Here is a 25,053-nt window from a genome sequence, read left to right on the forward strand (position 1 = left end):
GACGATGACACACGCTTACGCAGACTGGATCGGACGGGAAGAAAAGCACGAAGCACACATCGCCGAGCCGGCCGTGCGCGCGATGGCCGCCACGCTGGATCTCGAAACGGCGCCCGCGTCCGGCGCGCCGCTGCCGCCGGGTTGGCAATGGCTCTTCTTCAACCCTGCCGCGCGCCGCAGCGGTCTCGGCGCGGACGGCCATCCGCAACGCGGGGGCTTTCTGCCGCCGATCGACTTGCCGCGCCGCATGTGGGCCGGCAGCCGGCTGCGCTACCTGGCGGACCTGCCGGTGAACGCGCAGGCGACGCGGCGCAGTCGCATCCTCAAGGTCGAGAACAAGGTGGGCAAGCGCGGCTCCCTGTGGTTCGTCACCGTCGGCCATAGCATTCATAGCGATGGCAGGCTCTGTATCGAAGAGGAGCAGGACATCGTGTACCGTGATGCGACTGCGCCCGGCGCGGCGTCGGCGGCATCGCCCGCGCGTTTCGACGAGCTGGCGCAATGGGGCGTCGGCGTCCGTCCGGATACGACGCTGCTGTTCCGCTATTCCGCGTTGACGTTCAACGGTCACCGCATTCACTATGACCAGTCCTATGCCCGCGACGAAGAAGGCTACCCCGATCTTGTGGTGCACGGTCCGTTGACGGCGACGCTGCTGCAACAGTTCGCCGTCCGGCATGCTGGCGGACGACGTCTTGCCGGTTTCGATTTTCGCGGCGTGAGCCCGCTCTTCGTCGGCCGGGAGTTCAGGCTCGAAGGGCGCGAAGCAGACGCCAGCAGTATCGTGCTGTGGGCACGCGGTCCCGACGGCGAACTTGCGATGTCCGCTACCGCAGTTTTCGCATGACGACTTGCATCGATCAATACAACGAAAGGAGACGTGATACATGGCACAGCATCTGAGCGGTCCCCCGAGTCTGGAAGGCCAGGTCGCCTTGATTACGGGCGGCGCGGGCGGCATGGGCCGCGCGATTGCGAACACGTTCAGGGACGCGGGCGCACGCGTCATCGCAACTGACATTGCCGAACACGCCGACATCGGCGCGAGCATCCAGTATCGCCGCTATGACGTGACCTCGCGCGCGCAGACCGACCGGGTGATCGACGAAGTGCTGACCGAGCATGGCGCGATTGACATCCTCGTGCTGTGCGCCGGCATCATCGCCCGCACGCCGTTGGGCGACAGCACCGACGAAGAGTGGGACGCGATCATGTCGGTCAACGTTCGCGGCGTGGTCAACCCGACACGCAAGCTGTTCCCGCTGATGTGCGAGCGCGGCTTCGGCAAGATACTCGCGGCCGGCTCGATTGCCGCCAAGAACGGCGGTGTGGCGTCCGGTCCCGCGTATGTGTCGGCGAAGGCCGCGGTGCACGGCATGATGCGCTGGGTCGCCAAGGCTGGCGCGCCGCACGGCGTGTACGCGAACGTCCTCGCGCCAGGACCGGTGGAAACGGCGATGTGGTCGAACGTGACGGGCAACGTCGCGCCGTCGGCCAACGCCACGGTGCCGCTGGGGCGGTACGGCAATGCCGACGATATCGCGCAGGCGGCGTTGTTTCTGTGCTCGCCCGCTTCCAACTGGATCACGGGCACGTCGCTGGATATCAGCGGCGGCATGTGGATGGACTGACATCGGAGGAGCGCGCAATGGCAGCAGATACACAGGCGGTGATCGGCTTTGTCGGCCTCGGTGTGATGGGCGGTCCGATGTGCCGCAACATGGCGCTCAAGCATGCGGGCGACGTGCTTGCATTCGATGCGAATCCGCAAGCATTCCAGATCCTCGACGGCACGAAGGCGCGCCGCGCCGCGTCGCTGGCGGAGATCGCCGCGCAAGCCGACATCGTCTTTCTGTCGCTGCCAGGCACACCGGCAGTCGAAGCGGTATGCCTGGGACCGCAGGGGCTCACCGCCGGCACGCGCCATCCACGCGTGATCGTCGATCTGAGTACGACCACCGTGGCCGGCGCGCGCCAGGTGGGCGAAGCGCTCGCCGCGCACGACATCGCGTTCGCCGATGCACCGGTCGCCCGCACCCGCGAGGCCGCGCAGCGCGGCGAACTCAGCATCATGGTCGGCGCGGATGCGGCGCTCTTCGCGCGCATCGATCCCTTGCTGCACTACATCGGCACCGACGTCACGCATTGCGGCGGCTTGGGCTGCGGCCAGGTGGTCAAGCTCATCAACAATGCACTCGTGTTCGAGAACACGGTTGCCCTCGCCGAGATGATGGTGCTGGGCGAACGTGCGGGCGTCGCTCCGGCGACCTTGCTCGACGCGGTATCCAAAGGCTCTGGCGACAGCTTCGTGCTGCGCAATCACGGACGCAAGGCGATGCTGCCGCGCCAGTTCCCGGACAAGTCGTTCCCGCCCGAATACGTGCTCAAGGACATCCAGTACGTGCTGGAACTCGCGGCCGAGACCGGGGTGGCGGCCCGTGTCACCGAGCTCGCGCAGCGCTATTACGCCGCGGCCGCGCAAGGCGGCTACAGCGGCCGGTATTTTCCCGCGGTGATCGAGGTGATCGACGGCAACGCCGATCTGCCGTCCACGACGACTCTTCGCAAGGACTGATCACATGGCGGACTTCCTCGGACTGATCTGGGCGGGCGTGATCAGCGGATGCCTGTACGCGCTCGGTGCGATCGGGCTCGTACTGATCTACAAAAGCTCGAACGTCGTGAACTTCGCGCACGGCAACCTGGCCGGGCTGGCCGCGTTTCTCGTGTACGGCTTCACCGCCGGCACATTCGCGCAGTTCAGCTGGGGTGTCGCCGTACCGTTGACCCTCGTGATCATGGTCATCGTGATGACGCTCAGTTGCGCGTTGATCGGACCGCTGCTGTTCAAGTCCGATCTGACCAGCACGATCGCGACGCTCGGCATCGGCCTGATCGCGCAAGGCGGCACGCAACTGCTGTTCGGCGCGAACGTGGTGTCGCTGGACCTGCCGTTGCCTGCGTGGCGCGCGCATGTCGGTGCGATCCGTGTGTCGAGCTACGACCTCGCTGTGCTGGCGGTTACCGCGGCGATTGTCGGACTGCTGTATCTGCTGATCGAGCGCACGCGGATCGGCATCGCGTTCCGGGCGGTCTCGGCAAACCCGTTCGCCAGCCGGGTGTGCGGACTCAACCTGCAGCGCATCCATCTGTTCTCGTGGGTGGTGGCGGGGCTGCTCGGTCTGGTCGCCTCGCTGCTGATCGTGCCGACCACGTTCCTGTCGTCGACGAGCGTCGCGTCTTTCATGTTGCAGGCGTTTGCCGCCGCGGTGGTGGGTGGCTTCAGCAGCCTGCCGGGCGCAGTGGTGGGCGGGGTTCTCGTAGGTGTACTGATGAACCTGCTGTCGTTCTACGTCTCAGCCGAGTTCAACAACACGTACATGCTGTTGCTGATCCTGCTGGTTCTAAACCTGTTCCCGAAGGGCGTGCTGGGCGCCCGGGGAGGCGCCCGTGCCTGATATGTCGATGCGCCCGAGCGCGGTCGCGGATAAGCCGCGATCTGCCGATGCACCCGCTGCCGCAGTACCGGCGACGCGTCGGCGGCTGTTCGGGCTGAGTGGCGTGCTCGCGCTCGCGCTGCTCTGTCTGCCGCTTCTCGGGGGCGGCTACTGGACCTACACGCTCGGCCTGTGCTTCGCCAATGCGATTGCGGTCATCGCGGTGAGCTTTCTCGTGCGCTTCGGCGGCGAGGTGTCGATCGGTCACGGCGTGTTCGTCGCGGCGGGGGCGTACACGGTCGCGCTGGCCGAGAAATACCTCGGTGTCTCGCTCGTCGCGAGCTTGCCGTTGGCGGCGGTGGTCGGCGCGCTGCTCGGCATCCTGTTCGCGTTTCCGTCGCGGCACCTGTCCGGCATTTCGCTCGCGGTTGCGACGATGGCCCTTGCGCTGGCGCTGCCTGAGATCCTGCTGCACTTTTCCCACGTGTCGGGCGGCTACGAAGGACTGTACGTCAAGCTGGATGCGCTGCCGGGCGTGTCGAAGCCGCTGCAGCGCTACTACCTGCCGTTGTTCGGGCTGTTCGCGATCGTCGCGTTGCTGAGGCATTTCCGCCGCTCGCGCCAGGCGATGGCGCTGCTGCTGATCCGCACCTCGACGTACGCGGCGGAGTCGCTGGGCGTGCGTCGCAGTTGGGCCCGTCTGTCGTGCATGGCGCTGAGCGCATCGATTGCCGCGATAGCGGGCGCATTGCTGTCGTTCAGTTCGTCTACGGTCTCCCCGAACAGCTTCACGTTGTGGACCTCGATCTTCCTGCTGGTCGGCTCGGTGGTCAGCATGTACTCGCTATCGCTGATGGGCGGCCTGATCGGCGGTCTGTTTCTCACGCTCATGCCGCTATTGCTGGCGGGTGCCGGCGACTGGGTGCCGATTCTGTACGGCGCCGCCCTGCTGGCGGTCATGCTCGGTGCAAACGCGTTGCCGGCTGCGCTGCGCGGCCGGCTCGAAGGGAGGGGGCGATGAGCGCCGCTTTGCTACCCGTCATCGAAGGCCAGCCGGTCGTCATCGAGAATCTGGCGTTGTCGTTCGGCGGCAACGAGGTCCTGCGCGATATCGGCTTGTGCCTGCAACCGGGCGAGATCACCGGCTTGATCGGCCCGAATGGCGCGGGCAAGACCAGTTTCTTCAACTGCCTGACAGGGCTGTATGCGCCGCAGCGGGGCAGCATCGTGTTCGGCGACCTGCATCTGGAAGGCGTGCCGCCCACCGGCCGCGCGGCGTTGGGATTTTCGCGCAGTTTCCAGCATGTGGCGCTGTGCCCGGAACTGACCATCGTCGAGAACGTGATGATCGGGCTCGAGCGGCAATCGGCCTGCGGCTGGCTCGATGCGTTCCTGCCGTTCACGCGCGGGCGTGAGGAGCGCGCCCGCAATCAGGAGTTGGCGCTTGCGGCGCTGGCGCGCCTGGGCATCGCCGATGTCGCCGGCGAGATGCCGTCGCAGTTGCCGCCCGGCGTGTTGCGGCTGGCCGAGATCGCGCGGGCGATTGCGGGCGAGCCGCGCGTACTGCTGCTCGACGAGCCGGCCGCCGGGCTCAATTCCGTGGAAACGCGCGACCTCTCGACGGCGCTGATGAAGCTGCGTTCGCCGCAGCTCGTGCTGGTAGTCGTCGAGCACGACATGGACTTGATCATGGAAGTGTGCGACGTGATCCATGTGCTGAACGTCGGGCGCCTCTTCGCGTCAGGCAGTCCGGCGCAGATACGGTCGAACGCCGACGTGGTTCGCATCTATCTCGGAGACGACGATGAGTGAGCCGCATCCGAATCTGCTGGCGGTCGAAGGACTGACCGTGCGCTACGGCGCGGGACCCGTGGTGCACGGCGTCAGCTTCGGCATGCCGGGCTCGACGGTCGGCGCGCTGCTCGGCGCCAACGGCGCGGGCAAATCGAGTACGCTGCGGGCCATCGCCGGGCTGGAGCCGGCCCAGGGCCGGGTCTTTTTCGACGGCGCCGAAATCACGCGCCTGAATGCCGCCGCGCGATTTCGCGCTGGCATCGTGTATGTGCCGGAAGGGCGCGCGATCGTGACGGACCTGTCGGTGACGGAAAACCTCACGCTCGGTTCGTACTTCGTGAATCCGCGCATCCGCGAACGCCGCCGCGCGATGGTGCTCGAGTTCTTTCCGGAGATCGCCAACCGGCTGAAGGCGCCGGCGGGTCTGCTGAGCGGCGGCGAGCAGCAGATGCTTGCGATCGGCCGCGGCTTGATGTCGGGACCGCGTCTGCTGTTGCTGGACGAGCCGTCGCTCGGACTCGCGCCCTTGCTCGTCGCGCGTGTCTACGAACGGCTCGCGCGAATCCAGCAGGAGCAGCAACTCGCCGCGCTGCTCGTGGAACAGAGTTTTCACGCGGCGGCGCGGCTCGCGTCGCACGCGTGGGTGATGCGGCATGGGCATATCGTCGGCGAACTTGACGAAGCGTTATTGCGCAGCCGGGAAGGACGCCAGCAAGCGGTCGATGCGTACCTCGGCGCGCGCCAGGATGAACTCCCGAACGCGTGCGTCTGATTCGCGCACTACCTGAAACGGAGAGAGGGGATGAACATGAAACTGCAGGGCGAAGTGATGGCGACCGGACTCCAGTTCCCGGAGGGCCCCATCGCGATGCCGGACGGCAGCGTGCTCGTGGTGGAGATTGCCGCGGGGCGTCTGACGCGCGTCTATCCGAACGGCGAGAAGAAGGTTGTCGCAGAGGTGGGCGGCGGCCCGAACGGAGCGGCGCTTGGGCCCGATGGTCACTGCTATATCTGTAACAACGGCGGTTTCAGCTGGCGCACGGACAAAGGTTTCAAGCGTCCCACGGGCGCAGCCACCGATTATCGCGGCGGCGCGATCCAGCGCATAAATCTCGAAACCGGCGCGGTTCAGACGCTTTACACGCATTGCGGCGATATCCCTTTGCACGGACCGAACGACATCGTTTTCGATCGCGACGGCGGGTTCTGGTTTACCGACTTCGGCAAGACCTTCGAGGATCGCATCATGCGCGGTTCGGTGTACTACGCGCGCATGGACGGCAGCCACATCACGTGCGCCGCACATCCGGTGCTCACGCCGAACGGCGTGGGTCTGTCGCCGGACGGCCGCACGCTGTACGTGAGCGAGACGGAAACCAGCCGGCTCTGGTCCTATCCGGTGCTCGGGCCCGGTGAACTCGGCCATGAACCCTGGCCGTCGCCGAATGGCGGACGGCTCGTGCATGGGCTCGCGGGATTCCAGCGCTTCGATTCGCTCGCAGTGGAAGAGAACGGCAACATCTGCGTGGCGACGCTGGTGCGCGGCGGCATCAGCGTGTTTTCACCACACGGCGAGCTGCTCGAATTTCATGAGGCACCCGAGGGCTACTGCACCAACATCTGCTTCGGCGGCGCGGATCGGTGCACGGCATTCATCACGCTGTCCGGGTACGGCCAGCTGTTCGCGGCACGCTGGCCGCGAGCGGGGCTGCAACTGACGGCGTAACAGGTTTCAAGCCCCTCGTGACGACGAGGGGGGCGGATGGAAGGCACTCTGGCACAACATTTCGGAACCCTAACTGTGGAGATTGAATTGGATACGACTCTTACCACCCCCCAAAGCGACGTAGGCAGCGCACCCGCGGAAGGCCGCATCACCGACGAGGCGATCGCGGAGGCGAGAGCGATGATCGGTCTGCACCTGCGGCCCGAAGGTCCGTACCTTCAGGATGCGACACCGGACACGCTGCGCAACTGGTGCAACGGTATCGGTGACCTGAATCCCTTGTATCGCGACTACGGTTACGGCGCCGAGACGCGCTATGGCTCGATGGTCGCGCATCCGATGTTTCCGATGGCGTTCGGCTGGCTCGGCAGAACCCGTTGGGGGCTCGCGGGCGTGCACGGCTTCTATGCGGGCAACGACTGGGAGCTGTTCCGTCACGTGCGTCCGGGCGATCGCATCACGGCCATCGAGCGCGTGGTCGGCGTGGAGGAAAAAGAGAGCAAGTTCTCCGGGCGTCTCGTGTTGCAGTACGTGGAGGCGTGCTACTACAACCAGCGCAGTGAACTGGTGGCGCGCGCGCTCGGCACGTGTACGCGTCACGAACGCAAGGCGGCGCGCGAGACCGGCAAGTACAAGGAAATCGTCCAGCATGAATACAGCGACGAGGAACGTGACCGCATCGACGAGATGGTGCTCGACGAACCGAACCAGATCCGCGGCGCGAACGTGCGGTACTGGGAAGACGTGCGCGAAGGTGAAGAACTGCCGACCATCGCGCGCGGCCCACTGTCGCTGATGGACACGATGGGTTTCCTGGTCGGCTGCGGTCGCGGTCATACGCACGGTGTGGTGCTGCAAACGGCGGTCCGGCATCCTGGCCACTTCTTCCGCAACCCTGAAGCGGGCGGTGGCGTCGAATACACCGGCATCGGTCACCATCGCGAGTCCGTCGCCAAGGAGGTGGGCGTGCCCGGCACATACGACTACGGTCCGCAACGCTCGTCGTGGATGTGCTCGCTCGTCACCAACTGGATGGGCGACGCGGGCTTCATCAAACGTGTGCGCACGGAGATGCGGCGTTTCAACATCATGGGCGACACGACGTTCTGCAAGGGCAAGGTGGTGCGCAAGTACGTGAAGGACAACGTGGCGCTCGTGGACATCGAACTGGCTGCGGTGAACCAGCGCGGCGAGGTCACCACGCCGGGTCTCGCGACTGTCGCGCTGCCGTCGCGCGACGCCCGGCTGCCGGCGTTCATCGACGGCGCCGGCGTGGACCTCGACTTGCCGCTCGTTCGCTGAGCGGCGCACCCCGGTCACTTAGGAGGGAGTCCAGATGCACGTCAACGACAACCCCAAAGCCGCGGCGCTGCCGTTGTCCGGGTGCTGCGTCGTCGAGCGTTCGCGCACGGTCGCGGCGGCCTACGCCGGCCGCCTGCTGGCCGCGATGGGCGCGCGCGTGGTGATGCTGGAGCCCGGCGCCGGGCACCGGCTGCGCCGGGCGGCGCCGCTGCTCGAACAGACCGGTGAGAGCGCACTGTTTGCGTACCTTGCCGCGGGCAAGCGCAGTCTCGTGTGCGACCTGGAGACGTCCGAGGGGAGGGTGTTGCTCGAGCGCGAGCTCGACCATGCCGACATCCTGCTCGACGATACGCCGGTACGCGAGCGGGCAGCGCGGGGATTGGACCCGGCGGACGTTGCAAAACGTTTTCCCGCGCTCGTGCACGTGTCCGTGCTGCCGTTCGGCGCGAGCGGTCCGAAAGCGGACTGGGACGGCGAGGAAGTCAATCTGGTGCATGCCGGCGGCGAAGGGTTCCTGCTGCCGAACGGCCTGTCGAACGAACGCTTTCCGGACCGCCCGCCGCTGATGATCTACGGACACTTCGCGGGCTATCAGGGGGGCTGCTCGGCGGCGCTGTGCGCGCTGACCGCGTGGTGGTCTGCTCCGCTGGCAGGTGGCCAGTACGTCGACGTGTCGGTGCAGGATGCCGCGGTGGCGGTCGGCGCATTCGCGCTGCAGCGGCTCGGCGACGGCTCGCTCGAACATCGTACGACGCGCAGTTTCCGCTATGGTGGGGTGTTCGAAGCGCTCGACGGGCACGTCGAGGTACTCACGCTGGAAGACCGGCAGTGGAGCGCGTTGGTGCAATTGCTCGGCTGTCCAGCGTGGGCGGATGAAGCCGCGCTGAGCGACCCGCTCGAGCGCAGCCGCCGTGGCGGCGAGATCAACGGACACATCCGCGAGTGGATGGCCCGGCATCCGGTCGAGGAAATCGTGGCACGCGCTCAGGCGCTCGGTGTGCCGGCCGCGAAATACCGCACCCCGGCCGAAGTGGTGGCCGGCACGCATGAAAACGCGCGCGGGCTATTCGGCGAGGCAACCTTGGAAAGCGGCATGCAGCTCGACGTGCTGATGGCGCCGTTCCAGTTTCGCTGCACACCCTTGCCTCGCGAGGCGAGAGTACCGGCACTGGGAGAACTGGCTGAGGAGGTGCTGCAATGACGCGAACCCGCGCCCCGCTCGCCGGGGTACGCATAGCCGATTTTACGATCCATGCCGCGGGGCCGTTCTGCACGCATCTGCTTTCGCAACTCGGTGCGCAGTGCATCAAGATCGAAAGCCGCACGCGGCCGGATGCATTTCGCAAACCGCATGCGGTCTACGGGCGGATGTGCGCGGCGACCTTCGACCAGGTGTCGGCCAACAAGCTGTCGGTACGGCTCAATCTCAAGCAGCCCGAGGCGGTCGTGCTGGCGAAGCGCCTCGTGGCGATCTCGGATATCGCCGCCGAAAGCTTCAGGCCGGGTGTGATGGAGCGCCTCGGACTCGGCTTCGAAGCCTTGCGCGAGAGTAAGGAAGACATCGTCGTGATGTCCTTGTCTTCGTGCGGACAGAGCGGTCCCGATTCGCATTTTTCTGGCTACGCGCCGCTCTTCGGCGCATGGGGCGGACTCGGCTGGATGAGCGGCTACAGCGATGGTCCGCCGATGGAAATGCGCCACGTGATGGATCATTCAGCCGGGCTGCATGCCGCACTGGCGACCGTTGCCGCGCTGCACCAGCGTCGTGTCACGGGCCGGGCGCAGCATGTCGATCTGGCCGCGCGCGAGGTCGCCTCGGCGATGATCGGCGATGCGCTCGTGCTGGCGAGCGCAGGCATGACGCCGGTGCGCCCAGGCAACGCCGGTCTGGACATGGCGCCGCACGGCATCTATGCGACCGCCGCGCCGGACCGCTGGCTCACGCTGGCGATCCGCGACGACGCGCAATGGCGCACGCTGGCGCAGATGGCCGGCTGGTCCGCCGCCGATGCGCGCTTCGCGACGGCGCAGGCGCGCCTCGCGCATCGCGATGTACTGGACGAGCAGCTCGCTGCGTGGCTCGCGCAATGCGATGCCGACGCCGTGGCGGCCGCCTTGCAGCAAGCCGGCGTGTGCGCGCACGTGTCGGCGAATATGCAGGACATTGCCACCGATCCTCATCTGCTGGCACGAGGCGCCGTCGTCGAGGTCAGCGCGCCGGGCATCCCGCCCCGGCCGGCGGTGGGCCCGCTGGCACGTTTCTCGGGTAGCGGCGAGGTGGGCATACGTTCGTTGACGCCCGCGCTCGGTCAAGACGAGGACTATGTGTTCGGCGAGTTGCTGGGGTTGAGTTCGGCACAGCGCGCCGACCTTGAAGCGCGTGAAGTGATTTCGTGAGCGCCCCGATGCGCACACAGATCGATACGACAAGGAGAGCTTCGTGAAGGATGCTATCTATCTGGTGCTGGACATGGAAAACGACCTCGTCCATGCCGACGGCCCCAACGGCAAGGCTGCCTACGGCGAGCAGGTGAGGGCGCGCGGCGTGCTGGCCAACACGCGCCGCGCCATCGACAAGGCGCGTGCCGCGGGCGTCGCGATCGGCTTCGTGCGAGTCGGGTTTTCACCGGACTATCGCGAATGCCCGCCGAACTCGCCGATTTTTTCCGGCGCGCGCAAGAACGGCATTTTCAAGCTGGGCACCTGGGGCACGCAAGTGCATCCGGATCTCGGTCAGCAGAGTGGCGACTTCGACATCGTCAAGCATCGCGTGAGTCCGTTCTATGCGACGAACCTCGACGCGATTCTGCGCGCTCGTGGTGTGCGGCGCATCTACTGCTCGGGCATCTCGACCAATGCGGTCGTGCAGGCCGCCGTGCGCGAGGGTCACGATCGCGATTACGAAATGGTCGTGCTGGAGGACGGCTGCTGCGGGTTGTCGACCCAGGAGCATGAAAACGCAATCGAAAGTCTGAGGCGCTTCTGCGTGGTAACGACATCCGTCGACGTTGTTTTCGAGTGAGGCAACCATGGTTGAAGTAGCACGCAGTCTCCTCTTCGTGCCGGGCAATCGCCCGGAGCGATTCGACAAGGCCAGTGCAAGCGGCGCCCATGAGGTGATTCTCGATCTGGAAGACGCGGTAGCGCCCGCAGAGAAAACCACGGCGCGCGATGCTGTCGCAGCGTGGCTCGATGGGCGTCGCCGGGCGTTGGTGCGGATCAACGCAGCGCAGACGGAATGGTTCGAGGATGACATCCGGCTGATCCAGTCGATGCCGTCTGTCGGCGTGATGCTTCCCAAGGCCGATAACGAGTCTCTCACCCGGACAATCGCGGCGCTCCCAGGGTGCAGAATTATCGCGTTGCTGGAGACGGTGCAGGGCTATATCGATTTGCGTTCGATGGCGGCTTTGCCGGGCCTGGAACGCATTGCATTCGGCAGCGTCGACTTCGCGGCGGAGAGCGGCATCTCGGATGAGGGCGACGCGATGACGCCGGTTCGCATCCAGATCGTGCTGGAATCCTGTCATGCGGGGCTGGCGGCGCCCGCAGACGGTGTCAGTGTCAACTTCACCGACCAGGACCGCATGCGCCAGGACGCACGGATTTCGCGCCAATTGGGCTTCGGCGGCAAGCTTTGCATTCATCCAGCCCAGGTCGGCGCAGTCAATGCCGCGTTCCTGCCGTCGGCGGACGAAATACAATGGGCGGAGCGCGTGGTAGCGGCGTTCACGGCCAGCGCGGGTGGGGCCACCTCGGTGGATGGAAAAATGATCGATAAACCGGTGGTCGATCGCGCGCGGCGCATGATCGCCGAATTCACGGGCGCCAGTTTGGCTTAAAATCAGGCCGATGGCTGAATTGTCGGAAGCGGCTCATGAGCGGCGCCGCGTCACAGAACGGTCGGACCATATTGCTGTCAACAGAAATCATACCGGCCAGAGTTACATTTGATGGAATACCGAACCAAAGAAGATCAGGTTGCCGACTTCCTGCGCGAACGCATCATCTCGGGTGTGATCGCTCGTGGATCGCGGCTCAAGCAGGCCGAGATCGCCGAGCAACTCAATCTGAGCATCACGCCGGTGCGCGAAGCGCTGAAACTGCTCGAGGCTGAAGGCTATATCAGCACCGATTCGTATCGCGGTGCGCGGGTCGTGCCGTTCGACGCTTCGGCCTCTTCGGAAATCCTGACTCTACGGCTGCTGTTGGAGACGCAACTCGTGCGAGCTGCGGTCGAAAAAATCACGGCCCAGGACATCGCGGAACTCCGTCAGCTTGCCGACGAATTCGCGAAAGCGTTCGAGTCGGGTGACCGGGCCACCGCGAGAGGTGTGAACTACCGTTTCCATCGGCGCATGTACGACATCGCATGCATGCCGCAGACCTTGCACTTCACGCAGATTCTGTGGGCGCGTTATCCGTTCGATATCATCAATGCGGCCGAGAACCGCGGTCAGGATGCGGTTGCGGAGCATGACGAGATCCTGCAGGCGCTTGCGTCGGGGGACGTCACCGCCGCGATGCTGGCGATGCGCAAGCACATCGAGTCGGGCTGGACGGTTTTGAAGTCGGCGAGGTAGTCGATTGGAAAGTCGGCCTCATCGGGGCGAAGCGTCCGGATGTTGAGCGATGCAATCACGCCGTACCTCACCGCGACTCCTTCACGAAGTACGTCTCGAACCTTTCAGTAAGTCGCGCTCCATCTTCACTTTGGCTAACAGAGGCTTGAGCAGCCCCAGCGCAGCTATTGCGCGGAATGCCGGCATCCACTTTCAGCAACCGACCTCAAGGTGGCCGAAGCTCGAATTTTGCGCTTTCGTCCATGCCGCCACGTGCGGTAGTCTCGTTCCGTCCAATCGGACCTGCATTAGCAACCCGCACGCTATTTTCGAACATGACGGACCTCTTTGCTACCCAACCTCGCGCGCCGCTTGCCGAGCAACTCCGGCCCGAATCGCTCGATGATGTCGTCGGGCAATCTCATCTGCTCGGCCCCGGTCGTCCCCTGCGCCTCGCGCTCGACGGCAGAAGGTTGCACTCGTTCATTCTGTGGGGGCCGCCGGGTGTGGGCAAGACGACGATTGCAAGGCTTGCCGCGAAGGCCTTCGACTACGAGTTCATCGCCGAGTCAGCCGTGGCCGCCGGTGTCAAGGAACTGCGGGAGGCCGCTGCGCGCGCCCAGCAGGCGCTCGACCACCATGGTCGCTCCACCGTCCTGTTCCTCGACGAAATTCATCGTCTCAACAAGAGCCAGCAGGATGCGCTGCTGCCGCACGTGGAGAACGGTCGGCTGACCCTCATCGGCGCCACCACCGAAAATCCGAGTTTCGAGGTCAACAGCGCGTTGCTCTCCCGCGCGCAGGTGTATGTGCTAAAACCGCTATCCGATGCGGAATTGCGGCAGCTATATGCGCGCGCTCAGCCATCGCTGGAAGGCCCCGCGTTCGAAGAGCCCGCGCTGGAAGCCGTAATCGGATTCGCGGATGGAGACGGCCGCAAGTTCCTGAACCTCGTCGAGCAACTCGCCAATGCTGCTGTTGCGGCTGGCGTCGAGCGTATCGACGGTGGCTTCGTGAGCAGTGCATCGGCAGCAACCACGAGGCGTTTCGACAAGGGCGGCGAAGCGTTTTACGACCAGATCTCGGCGCTGATCAAGTCCGCTCGCGGCTCGGACCCGGATGCCGCGCTGTACTGGATGGCTCGCATGATCGACGGGGGTGTCGACGTCCGTTATCTCGCGCGCCGCATCATCATTCTGGCGAGCGAGGAAGTCGGCAATGCCGATCCGCGAGCGTTGCAGGTCGCGGTGAACGCATCGGAGGCCTACGAGCGGCTTGGCTCGCCCGAAGGCGAACTGGCACTCGCACAGGCCCTCGTGTATATCGCCGTCGCGCCGAAGTCGAATGCGGTGAGCGTCGCATGGCATCAGGCGTTGTCGTTCGTGCGCAGCGATCGCACGCGGCCGGTGCCGCTGCATCTGCGCAATGCGCCAACGCAGCTCATGAAAGATCTCGGCTACAAGAAGGACTACCGTTACGCGCATGATGAACCGGACGCCTATGCGGCGGGCGAACACTACTTCCCGGAAGATGTGCCGGAGCAGCGCTGGTATCAGCCCGTGCCGCGCGGACTCGAAACGAAGATTGCCGACAAGCTCGACCATCTGCGCAAGCTCGATTTCGAAATGCGCAAGAAGGAGAAGCGCTAACGCACGCGCTGCACGGCAGAATGGTTCGTCGAAGCTGACGGATTGAGGCAGCCGAGACGGATCGTCTGTTCCGGCGATCTCGCCGAGCGGCTCATTCGATTCATTCGATCGCCATTGCTTCGTTGGACATGGCGGCGCCTGAGGGCACGAGAAGCGTGGCGCACAGGAGGCTGCCGATACTCATTAGCGCGATGACGGTGCCCATCGGCCGGGGCGTGCCATCGGCGAAGAAGCCGACGAGGGCCGATCCAAGGATTCCGGTCCCGTACTGGCTCGCACCGATGAGCGCCGACATGGCGCCCGAGCGCGCGGGGAAAGCGCCGAGCGCGCCAGCAATCGCGTTGGCGACGATAAATCCCGTCGCGGAGACGAACCCGAAGAGCGGTATGACGAGGCCCAGCAGGCCGCCCCAATCGGTCCATGCGGCGCTGGCCAGCAACACACTGGCGATCGCCGCGCCGAGTGCGCCGGCACGCATCAGCCGATCGCTGCCGAAGCGTCGCACCATTCTCGCATTGAGTTGATTCGTGACCATGATGCCGACGATGCCCGCCGCGAACAGCACGCCATAGAACTGCGGCGAGACGTGGTGATAGGTGATGTACGCGAACGGCGTGCCCGCGATATATGCATACATCGCGCCGTAGAAAAAGCCGCCGACGCCCGCATAGCCAAGCACCCGGCGATGCCGCAGCAACTCGGCGTAGGTGGCCAGTGCGCGCCCGAGCGGTTCCTGGTTGCGGCGTGCCGCAGGCAGGGTTTCGGGCAACGCGCGCAGCGCGGCCAGCGTCGCGATGCCGACACCGACGAGTACCCAGAAAATCGCGCGCCACGACGCGACGTGAAGGATCAGCCCGCCGACGCTCGGCCCCAGCAGCGGCGCGATCGCCATGACCGTCATCAACATCGACATCATCTGCGCCGCGCGGTGGCCGGTGTAGAGATCGCGCACCATCGCGCTGGCAAGGACCACGCTGGCGCACGCGCCGACGGCTTGCACGATGCGCCAGCCGACCAGCATCGGCGCGCTGGTCGACAATGCGCAGCCGGCTGAACCGATCACGAACAGCACCAGCCCGATCGCAATCGGCAGGCGGCGGCCGTAGCGGTCGCCAACCGGACCCCACAACAGTTGACCGAGGCTGAAGCCGATCAGATAGCCGGAAATCGTCAGCTCGACCGCGCCGGCGTCGGCATGCAGTGCGAGCGCCATCGCGGGAAGCGCGGGCAGGTACAGGTCCGTCGAAATCGATGCAAAAGCCATCAGCAGGCTCAGGATTGCCAGGATTCGCAGGCCGTGCTCCTCGGCGGCGTGACGCACGTCGGCACTGGCGCCGGGGTTCGTCGTGTTCCGGGGCACATCGCCGGGATATGTTCCCGCCGGGGTGGATGATGAGTCGTTCAACGACATGGTCCGTGGATTCGGTTCGGTCATTCTTGTCGGGCCAATAGCGGTCCGCCGGTGCCGCAGCGTGGCTGCACCGGCGGAACCGCAATGGTCTCCAGTCAATGCGTTAGCCGTCGACGCGCTGCTGCAGGTGGGCCGGATAGCGATCGCCGACGACCTTGATCTGCTTCAGTGCCGCCTCGATCGCAGATAGATCGTCAGCCGACAATTCGAGCGCGGCCGCGCCGACGTTTTCTTCCAGTCGATGCAGTTTGGTCGTGCCCGGAATCGGCACGATCCACGGGTTTTGCGCAAGCAGCCAGGCCAGTGCGATCTGCGCGAGCGTGGCGCCTTTGGCGTCGGCGATCTTGCCGAGTACGTCGACAAGACCCGCATTGGCCTTGCGGTTTTCCTCGGAAAAGCGCGGGACGATGTTGCGGAAATCGGTCTTGTCGAACGACGTGTTCGCGTCGATTGCACCCGTCAGAAAGCCTTTGCCCAGCGGGCTAAACGGAACGAAACCGATGCCGAGTTCTTTTAGCGTTGGCAGCACGGTCTCTTCCGGCTCGCGCCACCACAGCGAATACTCGCTTTGCAGTGCGGCCACGGGCTGCACGGCGTGCGCGCGGTGGATCGACTGCGCCCCAGCTTCGGACATGCCGAAGTGCTTGACCTTGCCTTGCGCGATCAGATCCTTGACGGCGCCCGCCACGTCTTCGAGCGGCACGTTCGGATCGACCCGATGCTGATAGAACAGGTCGATGCGGTCGGTTTTCAGACGTTTGAGCGACGCCTCGGCCACCGCACGAATGCGCTCGGGCCGGCTGTTCAGGGGCTTCTTCGAGTCACCGTCCTCGAAGCCGAACTTGGTGGCGATCACGATCTGATCGCGAAACGGCGCGACCGCTTCGCCCACCAGTTCCTCGTTGGTGAATGGACCGTAGCACTCGGCGGTATCGAAGAAGGTGACGCCTTTTTCGAAAGCAGACCGAATCAGTTTGATACCGTCGGCCTTCTCGGTCGCCGGTCCGTAGCCGAAGCTCAAACCCATGCAGCCCAGGCCGAGCGCCGAGACTTCCAGACCGCCGTTGCCCAATTTGCGCTTTTGCATATGCATTCTCCATTCGATAAGAGGCGAGCGTGGTGCCCATCATCCGCGGGGCAGACAGCAGTCGCTCGATGTTCATTGAGGTAAGGCTTAGGCCGTTGTGCGTTGCTCAACGATACGGAAGCCTTCAAATGATGCCGCGCACGTAGTCGAGTGCCTCGGTAAGGACGTCGATTTCCACTTGCTTCGCCGTCAGTTCCCTTTGAAGCTTGGCGATCTGATCGGCCGCGTCCGAAAGGGCCGTCATTTCGTACGGCTGCTTTCCCTGTCTATCGGCGCGGGTGGTGGACGGATCGCGCTTCGGGTCCCAGCCGTGCAGCGCGTGTTGCCCGCTGCATGCGCAACACGAAGTTTCTTTCTGTCCTTTGTGTCGTACCGCCAAAAACATGAACTGTCCCGATGAGACTGGATATGCCCGATCACCGCTGGCACGTTCGACATGCCGCCCGCTGATAACCTCCCGGTCCACAGCCGATGTTCTCGACTGCCAATTTAACCGGGATTGGCTTGTTTTTATAGGCGGGTAGGGCGCATGCCCCTATGAGGTGATTTCATGAATGGCGGGTGGCAATCCGCCTGCAGCGATGGCGGAAGTAACTGCGCAACTGGACGACTAGCCGCACGACGCCGTGCACATCGTCGCGACCCTCGAAGCACAAGCAGTTTCCGCGCCGCCGCCGCTCGAATCAAAATATGCAAACGATAAATATTGATTCCATATAAACATATCGAAACAGAATAATTCTCACGGACGTTCTTCGTCGTTACGCTTGCATCCATATCGCAATCGAGGAGCACGCGAAGAACTATGGACGCATCCGTTTCAACGTTTTTTCCAACGCGGCGACGAACGCTCGGTCTCGTTGCGGCCGCTCCTGTCATGGCTGCCCTCGGCGTACTGGGCAGTGGTAACGCGAGGGCAGCCGATCTTGCGTCCACCACCCTCGTGCTCGGCGATCAGGCCGGCGGCACGCGTGCGTTAGCCGAAGCGGCGAAGGTGCTCGACGGCACGCCGTACGCGTTTCGCTGGGCTAACTTTCAGGGCGCCGCGCCGCTTTTCGAAGCTCAGCGCGCCGGTGCCGTCGATCTCGCGCCTGCGGGCGATCTGCCGGTGCTCGCGGCGGCGGTCGGCGACCCGGCGCTCAAGATCGTCGCGACGCGCGTCGGGTCGGGCGCGCAACTGGGCATTCTCGTTCAGCCCGATTCGCCGATTCGCGGCGTCGCCGACCTGAAGGGGCGCACGGTGTTCGTGTCGTCGGCGCGCGGCAGCATTTCCCAATTCCAGCTCTATGGTGCACTCGCCGAAGCCGGCTTGAGTAAGGACGACGTGTCGGTCCGCTTCATTCTTCCCGTCGACGCGTTCGCCGCATTTGCGTCGCGGTCGATCGACGTATGGGCCACGTTCGATCCGTACTACGGCATCGCCGTGCAACGAGGCGCGCGGATTCTGCGCGACGGAACCGGCATCAATAGCGGACTCGGTTTCGTCACGGCGTCGGGCGCGGCCGTGACGGAACCGCGCAAGCGCGCCGCGATCGCCGACGTCCTGCTGCGATTACAGCGCGCGGGCGACTGGGCGCTGGCGAATCCGGATGCTTACGCGCGGATCTATGCGTCGCTGACACGTGCGCCTATCGACGCGGCGACGCAGATCACGAAACGCTCGGCGCTCAAGCAACGCTTCGTTGCCAACGCCGATATCGCCGCGTTGCAGAAGGTCGCCGACAGTGCGTTCCGCGACGCGATCCTGCCGCGCCGTATTGACGTGCGCGCCATCACCGATACCGACATCGCCGGCGCGTAAGCCGCACATAGGGATGCATTCGACATGTCCACCCAACCGCAAACACTTGAACTGACCGGTCTGCACGAAAGCGGCGAACCCGCCCGGCGCGACACGGGCAAGCTCGCCGTCGCAGCGCTTGCCGCAGCTGCATGGCTCGGCGGCGCGGCCATCACGCAGTGGTGGCCGGACCTCGACGACTGGCCCTACACGAGTGAACTGCTCATTCTGAAGCTGATACTCGCGGCGCTTTCTGTATTCATCGCAGTGAGTAGCTGGCGTGTACCGGCATCGGCGCAACACCGCGACGCGCGCGCACACAGATGGCTCGCGTCCGCACCGTGGCTTCTGGCGCTCGCACTGGGCGTCAGCGGCTGGGAAATCGTGACCGCCAAGCTCGAATGGTTGCCGCGGCCGTTCTTCGCGCCGCCACAAGCACTGATCGCCGTGTACTTCGACGATTTTCCGCGACTGTCGTCGAGCGTCTTCCATTCGCTCGGGCTGCTCGTCTACGGCTACGCGCTGGGCGCGCTGACCGGCTTCGTGGCCGGCGTGAGCATCGGCTGGTCGCGCGCAGTCGGCTACTGGCTGCATCCGGTTTTGCGGCTGATCGGTCCACTCCCGGCGACCGCATGGCTGCCGCTCGCATTCTTCTTCTTTCCGTCGAGCTTCAGCGCGAGCGTGTTCCTGATTGCGCTGGCGACGGCGTTTCCAGTTGCGGTGCTGACGTGGTCCGGCGTCGGCAGCGTCAACTCCGCGTACTACGACGTGGCCCGCACGCTTGGCGCGCGGCCGTCGTTCCTGATTCTGAAGGTGGCGATTCCGGCCGCGTTGCCGTCCGTTTTCGTCGGCCTGTTCATGGGACTCGGGGCGTCGTTTTCGGTGCTGATCGTCGCGGAGATGATGGGCGTCAAGGCCGGCCTCGGCTGGTATCTGCAATGGGCGCAAGGCTGGGCCGCCTACTCGAATATGTATGCCGCGCTGCTCGTGATGGCGTTGATGTGCTCGGGCCTCATTTCGTTACTGTTCCTGCTGCGCGACCGGCTGCTCGCCTGGCAAAAAGGATTGCTCAAATGGTAACCACCTCTTCACTCGCGACGTCCGCGCACGTTGCTGCGAACCCGAGCGAGGCGCGCGACGGCGCGCGCATCGATGTGCGGCGCGTCAGCCATCGTTTCGCGATGCGCGGCGAGACGCTTCCCGTGCTCGACGACATCAGCCTGTCGGTCGAACCCGGCGAATTCGTCGCGCTGCTCGGCCCGAGCGGATGCGGCAAGTCGACCTTGCTGCGGCTCGTCGCCGGCCTCGACAAGCCTGCGGCTGGCGTCTTGCAGGCGAATGGCGAGCCGATTACCGGTCCCGATCCGTCGCGTGTCGTGGTGTTTCAGGACCCGACGCTGTTTCCGTGGCGAACCGTGCGCGACAACGTCGGCCTCGGCCCCGAGGCGCAGCGCGCGGGCCGCAAGGGTCGAGGGAACGCCGCCGAACGTATCGACGCGGCACTCGAACTCGTCGGACTGTCGAAGTTCGCCGATGCGTTTCCGCATCAGCTGTCGGGCGGCATGGCGCAGCGCGCGGCCTTGGCGCGGGCGCTCGTCAACGATCCGCAACTGCTGGTGCTCGACGAGCCGTTCGGCAAGCTCGACTCGCTCACGCGCATCAGGATGCAGGGCGAACTCGTGCGGCTCTGGCAGCACGCGCGTTTCTCGGTGCTGCTCGTCACGCACGACGTCGAAGAGGCGTTGTATCTCGCGAACCGCGTGATCGTGCTGAGCGAGCGGCCGGCGCGCATCGTCGCGCAAGTGCGCAACGACGCGCCGTACCCGCGTCACCGCGACGATCCGAAGCTGGTCGCGCTGCGCCGGGAAGTGCTGGCGCAGCTGGGACTCGACGTTTGAGGCGTGCGGGCGCACGCACAGAACACACAGAACACACAGAACACACAGAACACACAGAACACACAGAACACACAGAACACACAGAACACACAGAACACACAGAACACACAGAACACACAGAACACACAGAACACACAGAACAACCGCATCACACGCACTCACATTACGAACCGGGAAGCAAGGACATGGACTTCACTGACAACGCGGCACCGCGCAACCTCTCGCGCCGTGCCTGGCTGCGCAACGCAGCATGGACCGCGGGCGCGGCGACGCTCGGCGGTGCATCATTCGGCTTGCCCGGTCTGCAAGCCGTCGCGCAGAGCACCCGGAGCAATCTGCAGCCGCTCAAGCTCTCCTGGAACGCCGGCGCGATCTGCACCGCGCCGGTTCCGGTCGCGCTCAAGCAGGGCCTCTTCGAAAAGCACGGGCTGCAGGTCGAATTGATCAACTTCGCCGGCTCGACCGATCAACTGCTCGAAGCGATTGCGACTGGCAAATCGGATGCGGGTGTCGGCATGGCGCTGCGCTGGATCAAGCCGCTGGAGCAGGGCTTCGACGTCAAGCTGACGGCTGGCATCCACGGCGGCTGCATGCGTCTGCTCGCGACCAGGGCCTCGGGCATCGTCGATCTGCAAGGCCTGAAGGGCCGCACGGTCGGCGTCAGCGACATGGCGAGTCCGGCGAAGAATTTCTTTGCGATCACGCTGAAGAAGCTCGGCGTCGATCCGGACAACGACGTGCACTGGCGTCAGTACCCGGCGACGCTGCTGGGCGAAGCGTTGAAGAAGGGCGAAGTGCAGGCGATCGCAGACGGCGACCCGACGATCTGGACGCTGCGCGAATCGGACCATCTCCAGGAGGTGTCGAACAACCTGTGCGGCGAATATCAGAACCGCGTGTGCTGCGTGCTGGGCGTACGCGGCTCGCTGATCCGCAAGGACCGCGCGACCGCGCAGGCGTTGACGAAAGCGTTGCTGGAATCGACCGAGTGGAGCACCAATCATCCCGCCGAGGCCGCCACGATTTTCTCGGCGTACGCGCCGGGCGCGGATGTCGGTCAGTTGACCGCGATGCTCAAGAGTCACACCGACCACCATCATCCCGTCGGCGATGCATTCAGGAAGGAGATCGCGCTATATGCCGACGATCTGAAATCGGTCGGCGTGATCAATGCGGGCACGAACTCCGACCGTTTCGCGAGCCGAGTGTTCTCCGACGTGCTGGCATAAGCCCCCGCCCGCAAGCCCACGCCAACCGACCATCGTACTCAGCCACGGCGGAAAGGCAAGTTCGGAAGGCTCTTGCTTCCAGCGTCAAACTGCGTCGAAGACCCGGGACGCATTTGTAACGTGCGACCCGTGAGTCCCCAAAACCGCGAGCGTTATCGGGCCATCGGGCGCGAGCAGTGGAGGGCGTTTTCTTCTCGGATTTGCGTCTGACGGTTCCGGGCCCTTGAGCGTCCACATGTTTACCCGGATACGCTTGGAGTAATGACGACGCTTCATATAATGCAGATGCCTTGCCACGAATAACAGTAAGCGGATGGAGGTAGTCATGGTCTCACGACTAAGCACTTCCCTTGCCTTTTTGCGTGTTGCGCTGACGAGTCTGTTTCTTGTCACGATGGCGCAGAGCGTCCAAGCGCAAACCTCGGAATCTGTATCGAACACCCCCCCGTCAAACACAACAACCGCACTGCCGCCGGCGTCAGACGCAGCAGCAAGCACACCGCAGACTGCACTGACGCCGGCATCGGAGGCGTCGGCGGCCGTCCCAGCCAGTTCCCCCAGTCCTGCAAGCGGTATTGCGACGTCGCCCTACGCGCTGTCGGTCGCCTTACAACCCGGTGGCCGCGTCGCCATCGAGCAACCCCTTCAGGTTCAAGTTTTGTCTGTCCCGGCAAATGACAACGAGCCGACTCGCACGGAAAAACTAATCGCTTTGTACATTGCACCTGCCGTGGCGCTAATTGTAGGCGGTATTGCTGCAGTTCTCTCATGGCGAAACTGGAAAACTGCAAGAGTCAACGTGCTTATCAAGTGCCACGAGACTTATGGGGACATTTACCTTGACTTGTTTCGCTTGGCCGAGGGCGAACGTCCGCCCGCAATAATCCAATGGACCCCTCAAAAGAGAATCGAGGCGAAAGTCAGTTTCATCCGGCTATGGAATCTTCAGTACGAAGAATTCGTGTACTTCAAGCAAGGCACGATACCGGAGGAAGTCTTTGAGAACTGGATGATGTATCGATACAAGGACTATCGACATCCCGACTTCGACCGACTTCCCGTGAATTACGCGAAAACGTGGGATGAGCGGAAAAGAGAATTTGGCCCCACCAGTGAATTCGTCGAGTTCATGCGCAGAGCAATGGAACAGACTCCCGCGACACTACCGGCAACCGCCACACCGGAAGAGCAGGCGAAAGCAGCCGTCGCCGACGCAATGGCCTGGTATCTGGCACGACAGAATTGGTGTGTTCGATTCCGGCGTTGGTGCGCACGATGCCTGAAGCCAGTATGCGGAGGCCGTGTCCGCTGATATTGAATAGCCCCTTGTCTCGCGTATTGGGAGGAAGGGCGTCAACCCTTGCACCGTGTATCCGCACATGACGTAGCGAGTACCTGCGAATATGTTGCCGGGCGCGCAGAGCAGCGCCGTCTGGCGCCGGCGAACTTTCGAGCCTTTACTGCCCAGTTTTTTTAGGCATAGTGCTGTCGTCAGGCGTTACCCCGGGCATATCCCTATGCGCCATGTCCGCGCTCCTGCTCATGTCACCAGGAACCCGGTTCCATGGGCTCGATATAGGTTCGCTGTGGTACGTCATCCCTGCAGTCGCGGCACCGTGCGCGCCGCCACCGCCACTTCCACCGTTGCCATTGCCACCAGCCTGCGCAAACGTCGCGGCGCACGCGCAGAGTGACGCGACAGCGACACGCGCGAACAGAGTTTTCGTCATCAATTTTTCCATGGTATTTCTCCTTTGATACGGGCTCGTGCGTTATCCACGCCGAAGTCCCGTATGCCGCTAAAGTCTGACTGCTTGCGCAGCGGTGAATCGCAAGCGGACACTCCGATGCAAACAAGGCAGACATCTGCTGCGTCCAGATGTGAGGCATGTAGTGAGTCGGAGCCCGGCACCGAAAATGACAGCGCTTCGCTGAATTCGAGTGCCTGAAGCGGATTGCTGGTCCTATTACTTCGGCATCAGCACCTTGTCTACGACCATGATGACGCCGTTGCTCTGGGTGACGTCATAGGTAGAAATGTCGGCAGTGTGGCCACTGGCATCCATGACTACGATGTTGTGCGGACCATTCTCGGTGAACGTCAGTTCCGCTCCGTTGACTGTTTTCAGTTCCGCCTTGCCGCCACCAGCCTTGATGGCCTGGTCGAGCTTGCGGAAGTCGTAGCGCCCGGGAACGACGTGGTACGTCAGAATGCTGGTCAGCATCGCCTTGTTTTCCGGCTTGACGAGCGTATCGACCGTGCCAGCCGGCAATGCTGCGAAGGCCTCGTTGGTCGGCGCAAATACAGTAAACGGCCCTGGGCCCTTTAACGTATCGACGAGACCTGCGGCTTTGACCGCAGCGACAAGCGTGGTGTGGTCGGCCGAGTTGACGGCGTTGTCCACGATGTCCTTGCTCGGGTACATGGCCTGACCGCCGACCACAACCGTGTCACTGGCGGCAAAGGCACCTGATACCGCTGCAGACAGCGCGACAGCGACGAACATAATTCTGTATTTCATGGCGTACTCCTCCAGAGTTGCCACGCGTAATTGCGTGGGTCTGACCGCATATACGGGGAATACTTGCGACTGGATTCAAAACGGGATGTTCGCGATGACGCAGCCTGATGTGTCCCAGCATTGATGACCGGCGAGTTGAGGGATTGGACACTTCGACAATTGATATGCAACACATGCGGGCATCGGATGCAGGGGATGCTGCAGCACACCCGGCGCCGCCCGCGCCTTTTCACATCGCGTTGCAGCGTGCCATTCTCCTGGATGGTTACCGCGCGCCGATTCATGGTGTGCGCCTGGTAGCTTCGGCCTTGGTACTGTCAGGAGGTCGTGTCCTGGAACTGAGTATTTCGTCTCCCCTTCGGGGGGGTGCTGTTACTTCAACAAATCATGTCCAGTTGCAATCGGGGGCGCGTCGTACCCGGAGCGCTCGCGCGAGCCGAGTCGCATCATCGACGGGACACCGTGATGCATTGCCACATTCGGTTGATGTACATGATGGGCAATCCGCGAAGGGGATTGATTTGCAGACTCGACCGTTCTCCAGAGTCTGCCGAATTTGTCAATCATCTACGTGTGGCCTCCCGGAGCCGCTTGCAACGGTTGCTACCAGGCATACCCGGCCCTGAGGGGGCCGAACCGAGACAAACCATGTTGTG

At 63.9% G+C, this 25,053-nt stretch carries 23 protein-coding genes; 20 read left to right on the forward strand and 3 right to left on the reverse strand.

Translation table 11 applies throughout. The features are described 5' to 3' along the window. Positions 1–4 precede the first annotated feature (4 nt). The 15 genes from FVF58_RS05020 to FVF58_RS05090 all read left to right on the forward strand — a co-directional run bounded on the left by FVF58_RS05020 (position 5) and on the right by FVF58_RS05090 (position 14,470). A complete protein-coding gene (locus FVF58_RS05020; RefSeq protein WP_149668810.1) occupies positions 5–847 on the forward strand; it encodes an HTD2 family dehydratase in 843 nt (280 codons plus the stop codon). Between the two features lie 40 nt (positions 848–887). After that, positions 888–1,631 carry an SDR family NAD(P)-dependent oxidoreductase gene (locus FVF58_RS05025; RefSeq protein ID WP_149668811.1) on the forward strand — a complete coding sequence of 248 codons (744 nt, stop codon included), beginning with the start codon at positions 888–890 and terminating at the stop codon, positions 1,629–1,631. A gap of 17 nt (positions 1,632–1,648) precedes the next feature. After that, positions 1,649–2,575 (forward strand): NAD(P)-dependent oxidoreductase, encoded by a 927-nt coding sequence (locus tag FVF58_RS05030; protein WP_149668812.1) that lies wholly within the window; start codon positions 1,649–1,651, stop codon positions 2,573–2,575. 4 nt (positions 2,576–2,579) lie between these two features. Next, positions 2,580–3,458, forward strand: coding sequence for a branched-chain amino acid ABC transporter permease (locus FVF58_RS05035; RefSeq protein ID WP_149668813.1), 879 nt, complete (start codon positions 2,580–2,582; stop codon positions 3,456–3,458). 1 nt (position 3,459) lies between these two features. Next, positions 3,460–4,458, forward strand: coding sequence for a branched-chain amino acid ABC transporter permease (locus tag FVF58_RS05040; protein ID WP_223191130.1), 999 nt, complete (start codon positions 3,460–3,462; stop codon positions 4,456–4,458). Next, positions 4,455–5,249, forward strand: a complete 795-nt coding sequence (locus tag FVF58_RS05045) for an ABC transporter ATP-binding protein (protein WP_149668814.1) — start codon at positions 4,455–4,457, stop codon at positions 5,247–5,249. Before FVF58_RS05040 ends, FVF58_RS05045 begins: the two co-directional genes overlap by 4 nt. Beyond that, entirely contained in the window at positions 5,242–6,003 is a 762-nt protein-coding gene (locus tag FVF58_RS05050; protein ID WP_149668815.1) for an ABC transporter ATP-binding protein, read from the forward strand. Before FVF58_RS05045 ends, FVF58_RS05050 begins: the two co-directional genes overlap by 8 nt. Before the next feature lie 30 nt (positions 6,004–6,033). Beyond that, positions 6,034–6,957 carry an SMP-30/gluconolactonase/LRE family protein gene (locus FVF58_RS05055; protein ID WP_223191123.1) on the forward strand — a complete coding sequence of 308 codons (924 nt, stop codon included), beginning with the start codon at positions 6,034–6,036 and terminating at the stop codon, positions 6,955–6,957. A gap of 87 nt (positions 6,958–7,044) precedes the next feature. Next, the gene (locus FVF58_RS05060) at positions 7,045–8,259 is read left to right on the forward strand and encodes an FAS1-like dehydratase domain-containing protein (protein ID WP_149668816.1); all 1,215 of its coding nucleotides are present in this window, start codon (positions 7,045–7,047) and stop codon (positions 8,257–8,259) included. 34 nt (positions 8,260–8,293) lie between these two features. After that, entirely contained in the window at positions 8,294–9,460 is a 1,167-nt protein-coding gene (locus tag FVF58_RS05065; RefSeq protein WP_149668817.1) for a CoA transferase, read from the forward strand. Further along, positions 9,457–10,656: a CaiB/BaiF CoA transferase family protein gene (locus FVF58_RS05070; protein ID WP_149668818.1), complete on the forward strand. Its 1,200-nt coding sequence runs from the start codon at positions 9,457–9,459 to the stop codon at positions 10,654–10,656. Before FVF58_RS05065 ends, FVF58_RS05070 begins: the two co-directional genes overlap by 4 nt. Before the next feature lie 43 nt (positions 10,657–10,699). Next, positions 10,700–11,281 carry a cysteine hydrolase family protein gene (locus tag FVF58_RS05075; protein ID WP_149668819.1) on the forward strand — a complete coding sequence of 194 codons (582 nt, stop codon included), beginning with the start codon at positions 10,700–10,702 and terminating at the stop codon, positions 11,279–11,281. 7 nt (positions 11,282–11,288) lie between these two features. Continuing rightward, on the forward strand, positions 11,289–12,101 hold the full coding sequence (locus FVF58_RS05080; RefSeq protein ID WP_149668820.1) for an HpcH/HpaI aldolase/citrate lyase family protein: 813 nt from the start codon (positions 11,289–11,291) through the stop codon (positions 12,099–12,101). Positions 12,102–12,212: 111 nt separating this feature from the next. After that, the gene (locus FVF58_RS05085; RefSeq protein WP_149668821.1) at positions 12,213–12,842 is read left to right on the forward strand and encodes a GntR family transcriptional regulator; all 630 of its coding nucleotides are present in this window, start codon (positions 12,213–12,215) and stop codon (positions 12,840–12,842) included. A 314-nt stretch (positions 12,843–13,156) separates the two neighbouring features. Further along, complete coding sequence (locus FVF58_RS05090) at positions 13,157–14,470, forward strand: replication-associated recombination protein A (RefSeq protein ID WP_149668822.1); 1,314 nt, start codon at positions 13,157–13,159, stop codon at positions 14,468–14,470. Positions 14,471–14,570: 100 nt separating this feature from the next. On the opposite strand, the gene FVF58_RS05095 is transcribed toward FVF58_RS05090, so the two are convergent. Continuing rightward, positions 14,571–15,881: a multidrug effflux MFS transporter gene (locus FVF58_RS05095; RefSeq protein ID WP_149669124.1), complete on the reverse strand. Its 1,311-nt coding sequence runs from the start codon at positions 15,879–15,881 to the stop codon at positions 14,571–14,573. A 103-nt stretch (positions 15,882–15,984) separates the two neighbouring features. Continuing rightward, positions 15,985–16,968 (reverse strand): aldo/keto reductase, encoded by a 984-nt coding sequence (locus FVF58_RS05100; RefSeq protein WP_149668823.1) that lies wholly within the window; start codon positions 16,966–16,968, stop codon positions 15,985–15,987. 805 nt (positions 16,969–17,773) lie between these two features. Between FVF58_RS05100 and FVF58_RS05105 the strand changes: the two genes are divergently transcribed. The 5 genes from FVF58_RS05105 to FVF58_RS05130 all read left to right on the forward strand — a co-directional run bounded on the left by FVF58_RS05105 (position 17,774) and on the right by FVF58_RS05130 (position 23,187). Next, the gene (locus FVF58_RS05105; protein WP_149668824.1) at positions 17,774–18,769 is read left to right on the forward strand and encodes an ABC transporter substrate-binding protein; all 996 of its coding nucleotides are present in this window, start codon (positions 17,774–17,776) and stop codon (positions 18,767–18,769) included. 24 nt (positions 18,770–18,793) lie between these two features. Beyond that, positions 18,794–19,828, forward strand: coding sequence for an ABC transporter permease (locus FVF58_RS05110; RefSeq protein ID WP_149668825.1), 1,035 nt, complete (start codon positions 18,794–18,796; stop codon positions 19,826–19,828). Further along, entirely contained in the window at positions 19,822–20,646 is an 825-nt protein-coding gene (locus FVF58_RS05115; protein ID WP_149668826.1) for an ABC transporter ATP-binding protein, read from the forward strand. Before FVF58_RS05110 ends, FVF58_RS05115 begins: the two co-directional genes overlap by 7 nt. 185 nt (positions 20,647–20,831) lie before the next feature. Next, the gene (locus tag FVF58_RS05125; RefSeq protein ID WP_149668827.1) at positions 20,832–21,875 is read left to right on the forward strand and encodes an ABC transporter substrate-binding protein; all 1,044 of its coding nucleotides are present in this window, start codon (positions 20,832–20,834) and stop codon (positions 21,873–21,875) included. Positions 21,876–22,200: 325 nt separating this feature from the next. Next, positions 22,201–23,187, forward strand: coding sequence for a hypothetical protein (locus tag FVF58_RS05130; protein ID WP_149668828.1), 987 nt, complete (start codon positions 22,201–22,203; stop codon positions 23,185–23,187). Positions 23,188–23,842: 655 nt separating this feature from the next. Here FVF58_RS05130 and FVF58_RS05140 read toward each other — a convergent pair. Beyond that, the gene (locus FVF58_RS05140) at positions 23,843–24,397 is read right to left on the reverse strand and encodes a fasciclin domain-containing protein (protein WP_149668830.1); all 555 of its coding nucleotides are present in this window, start codon (positions 24,395–24,397) and stop codon (positions 23,843–23,845) included. Between the last annotated feature and the right edge of the window lie 656 nt (positions 24,398–25,053).

This window comes from Paraburkholderia panacisoli, from assembly GCF_008369935.1.
GTDB classification, from domain to species: Bacteria; Pseudomonadota; Gammaproteobacteria; order Burkholderiales; family Burkholderiaceae; genus Paraburkholderia; species Paraburkholderia panacisoli.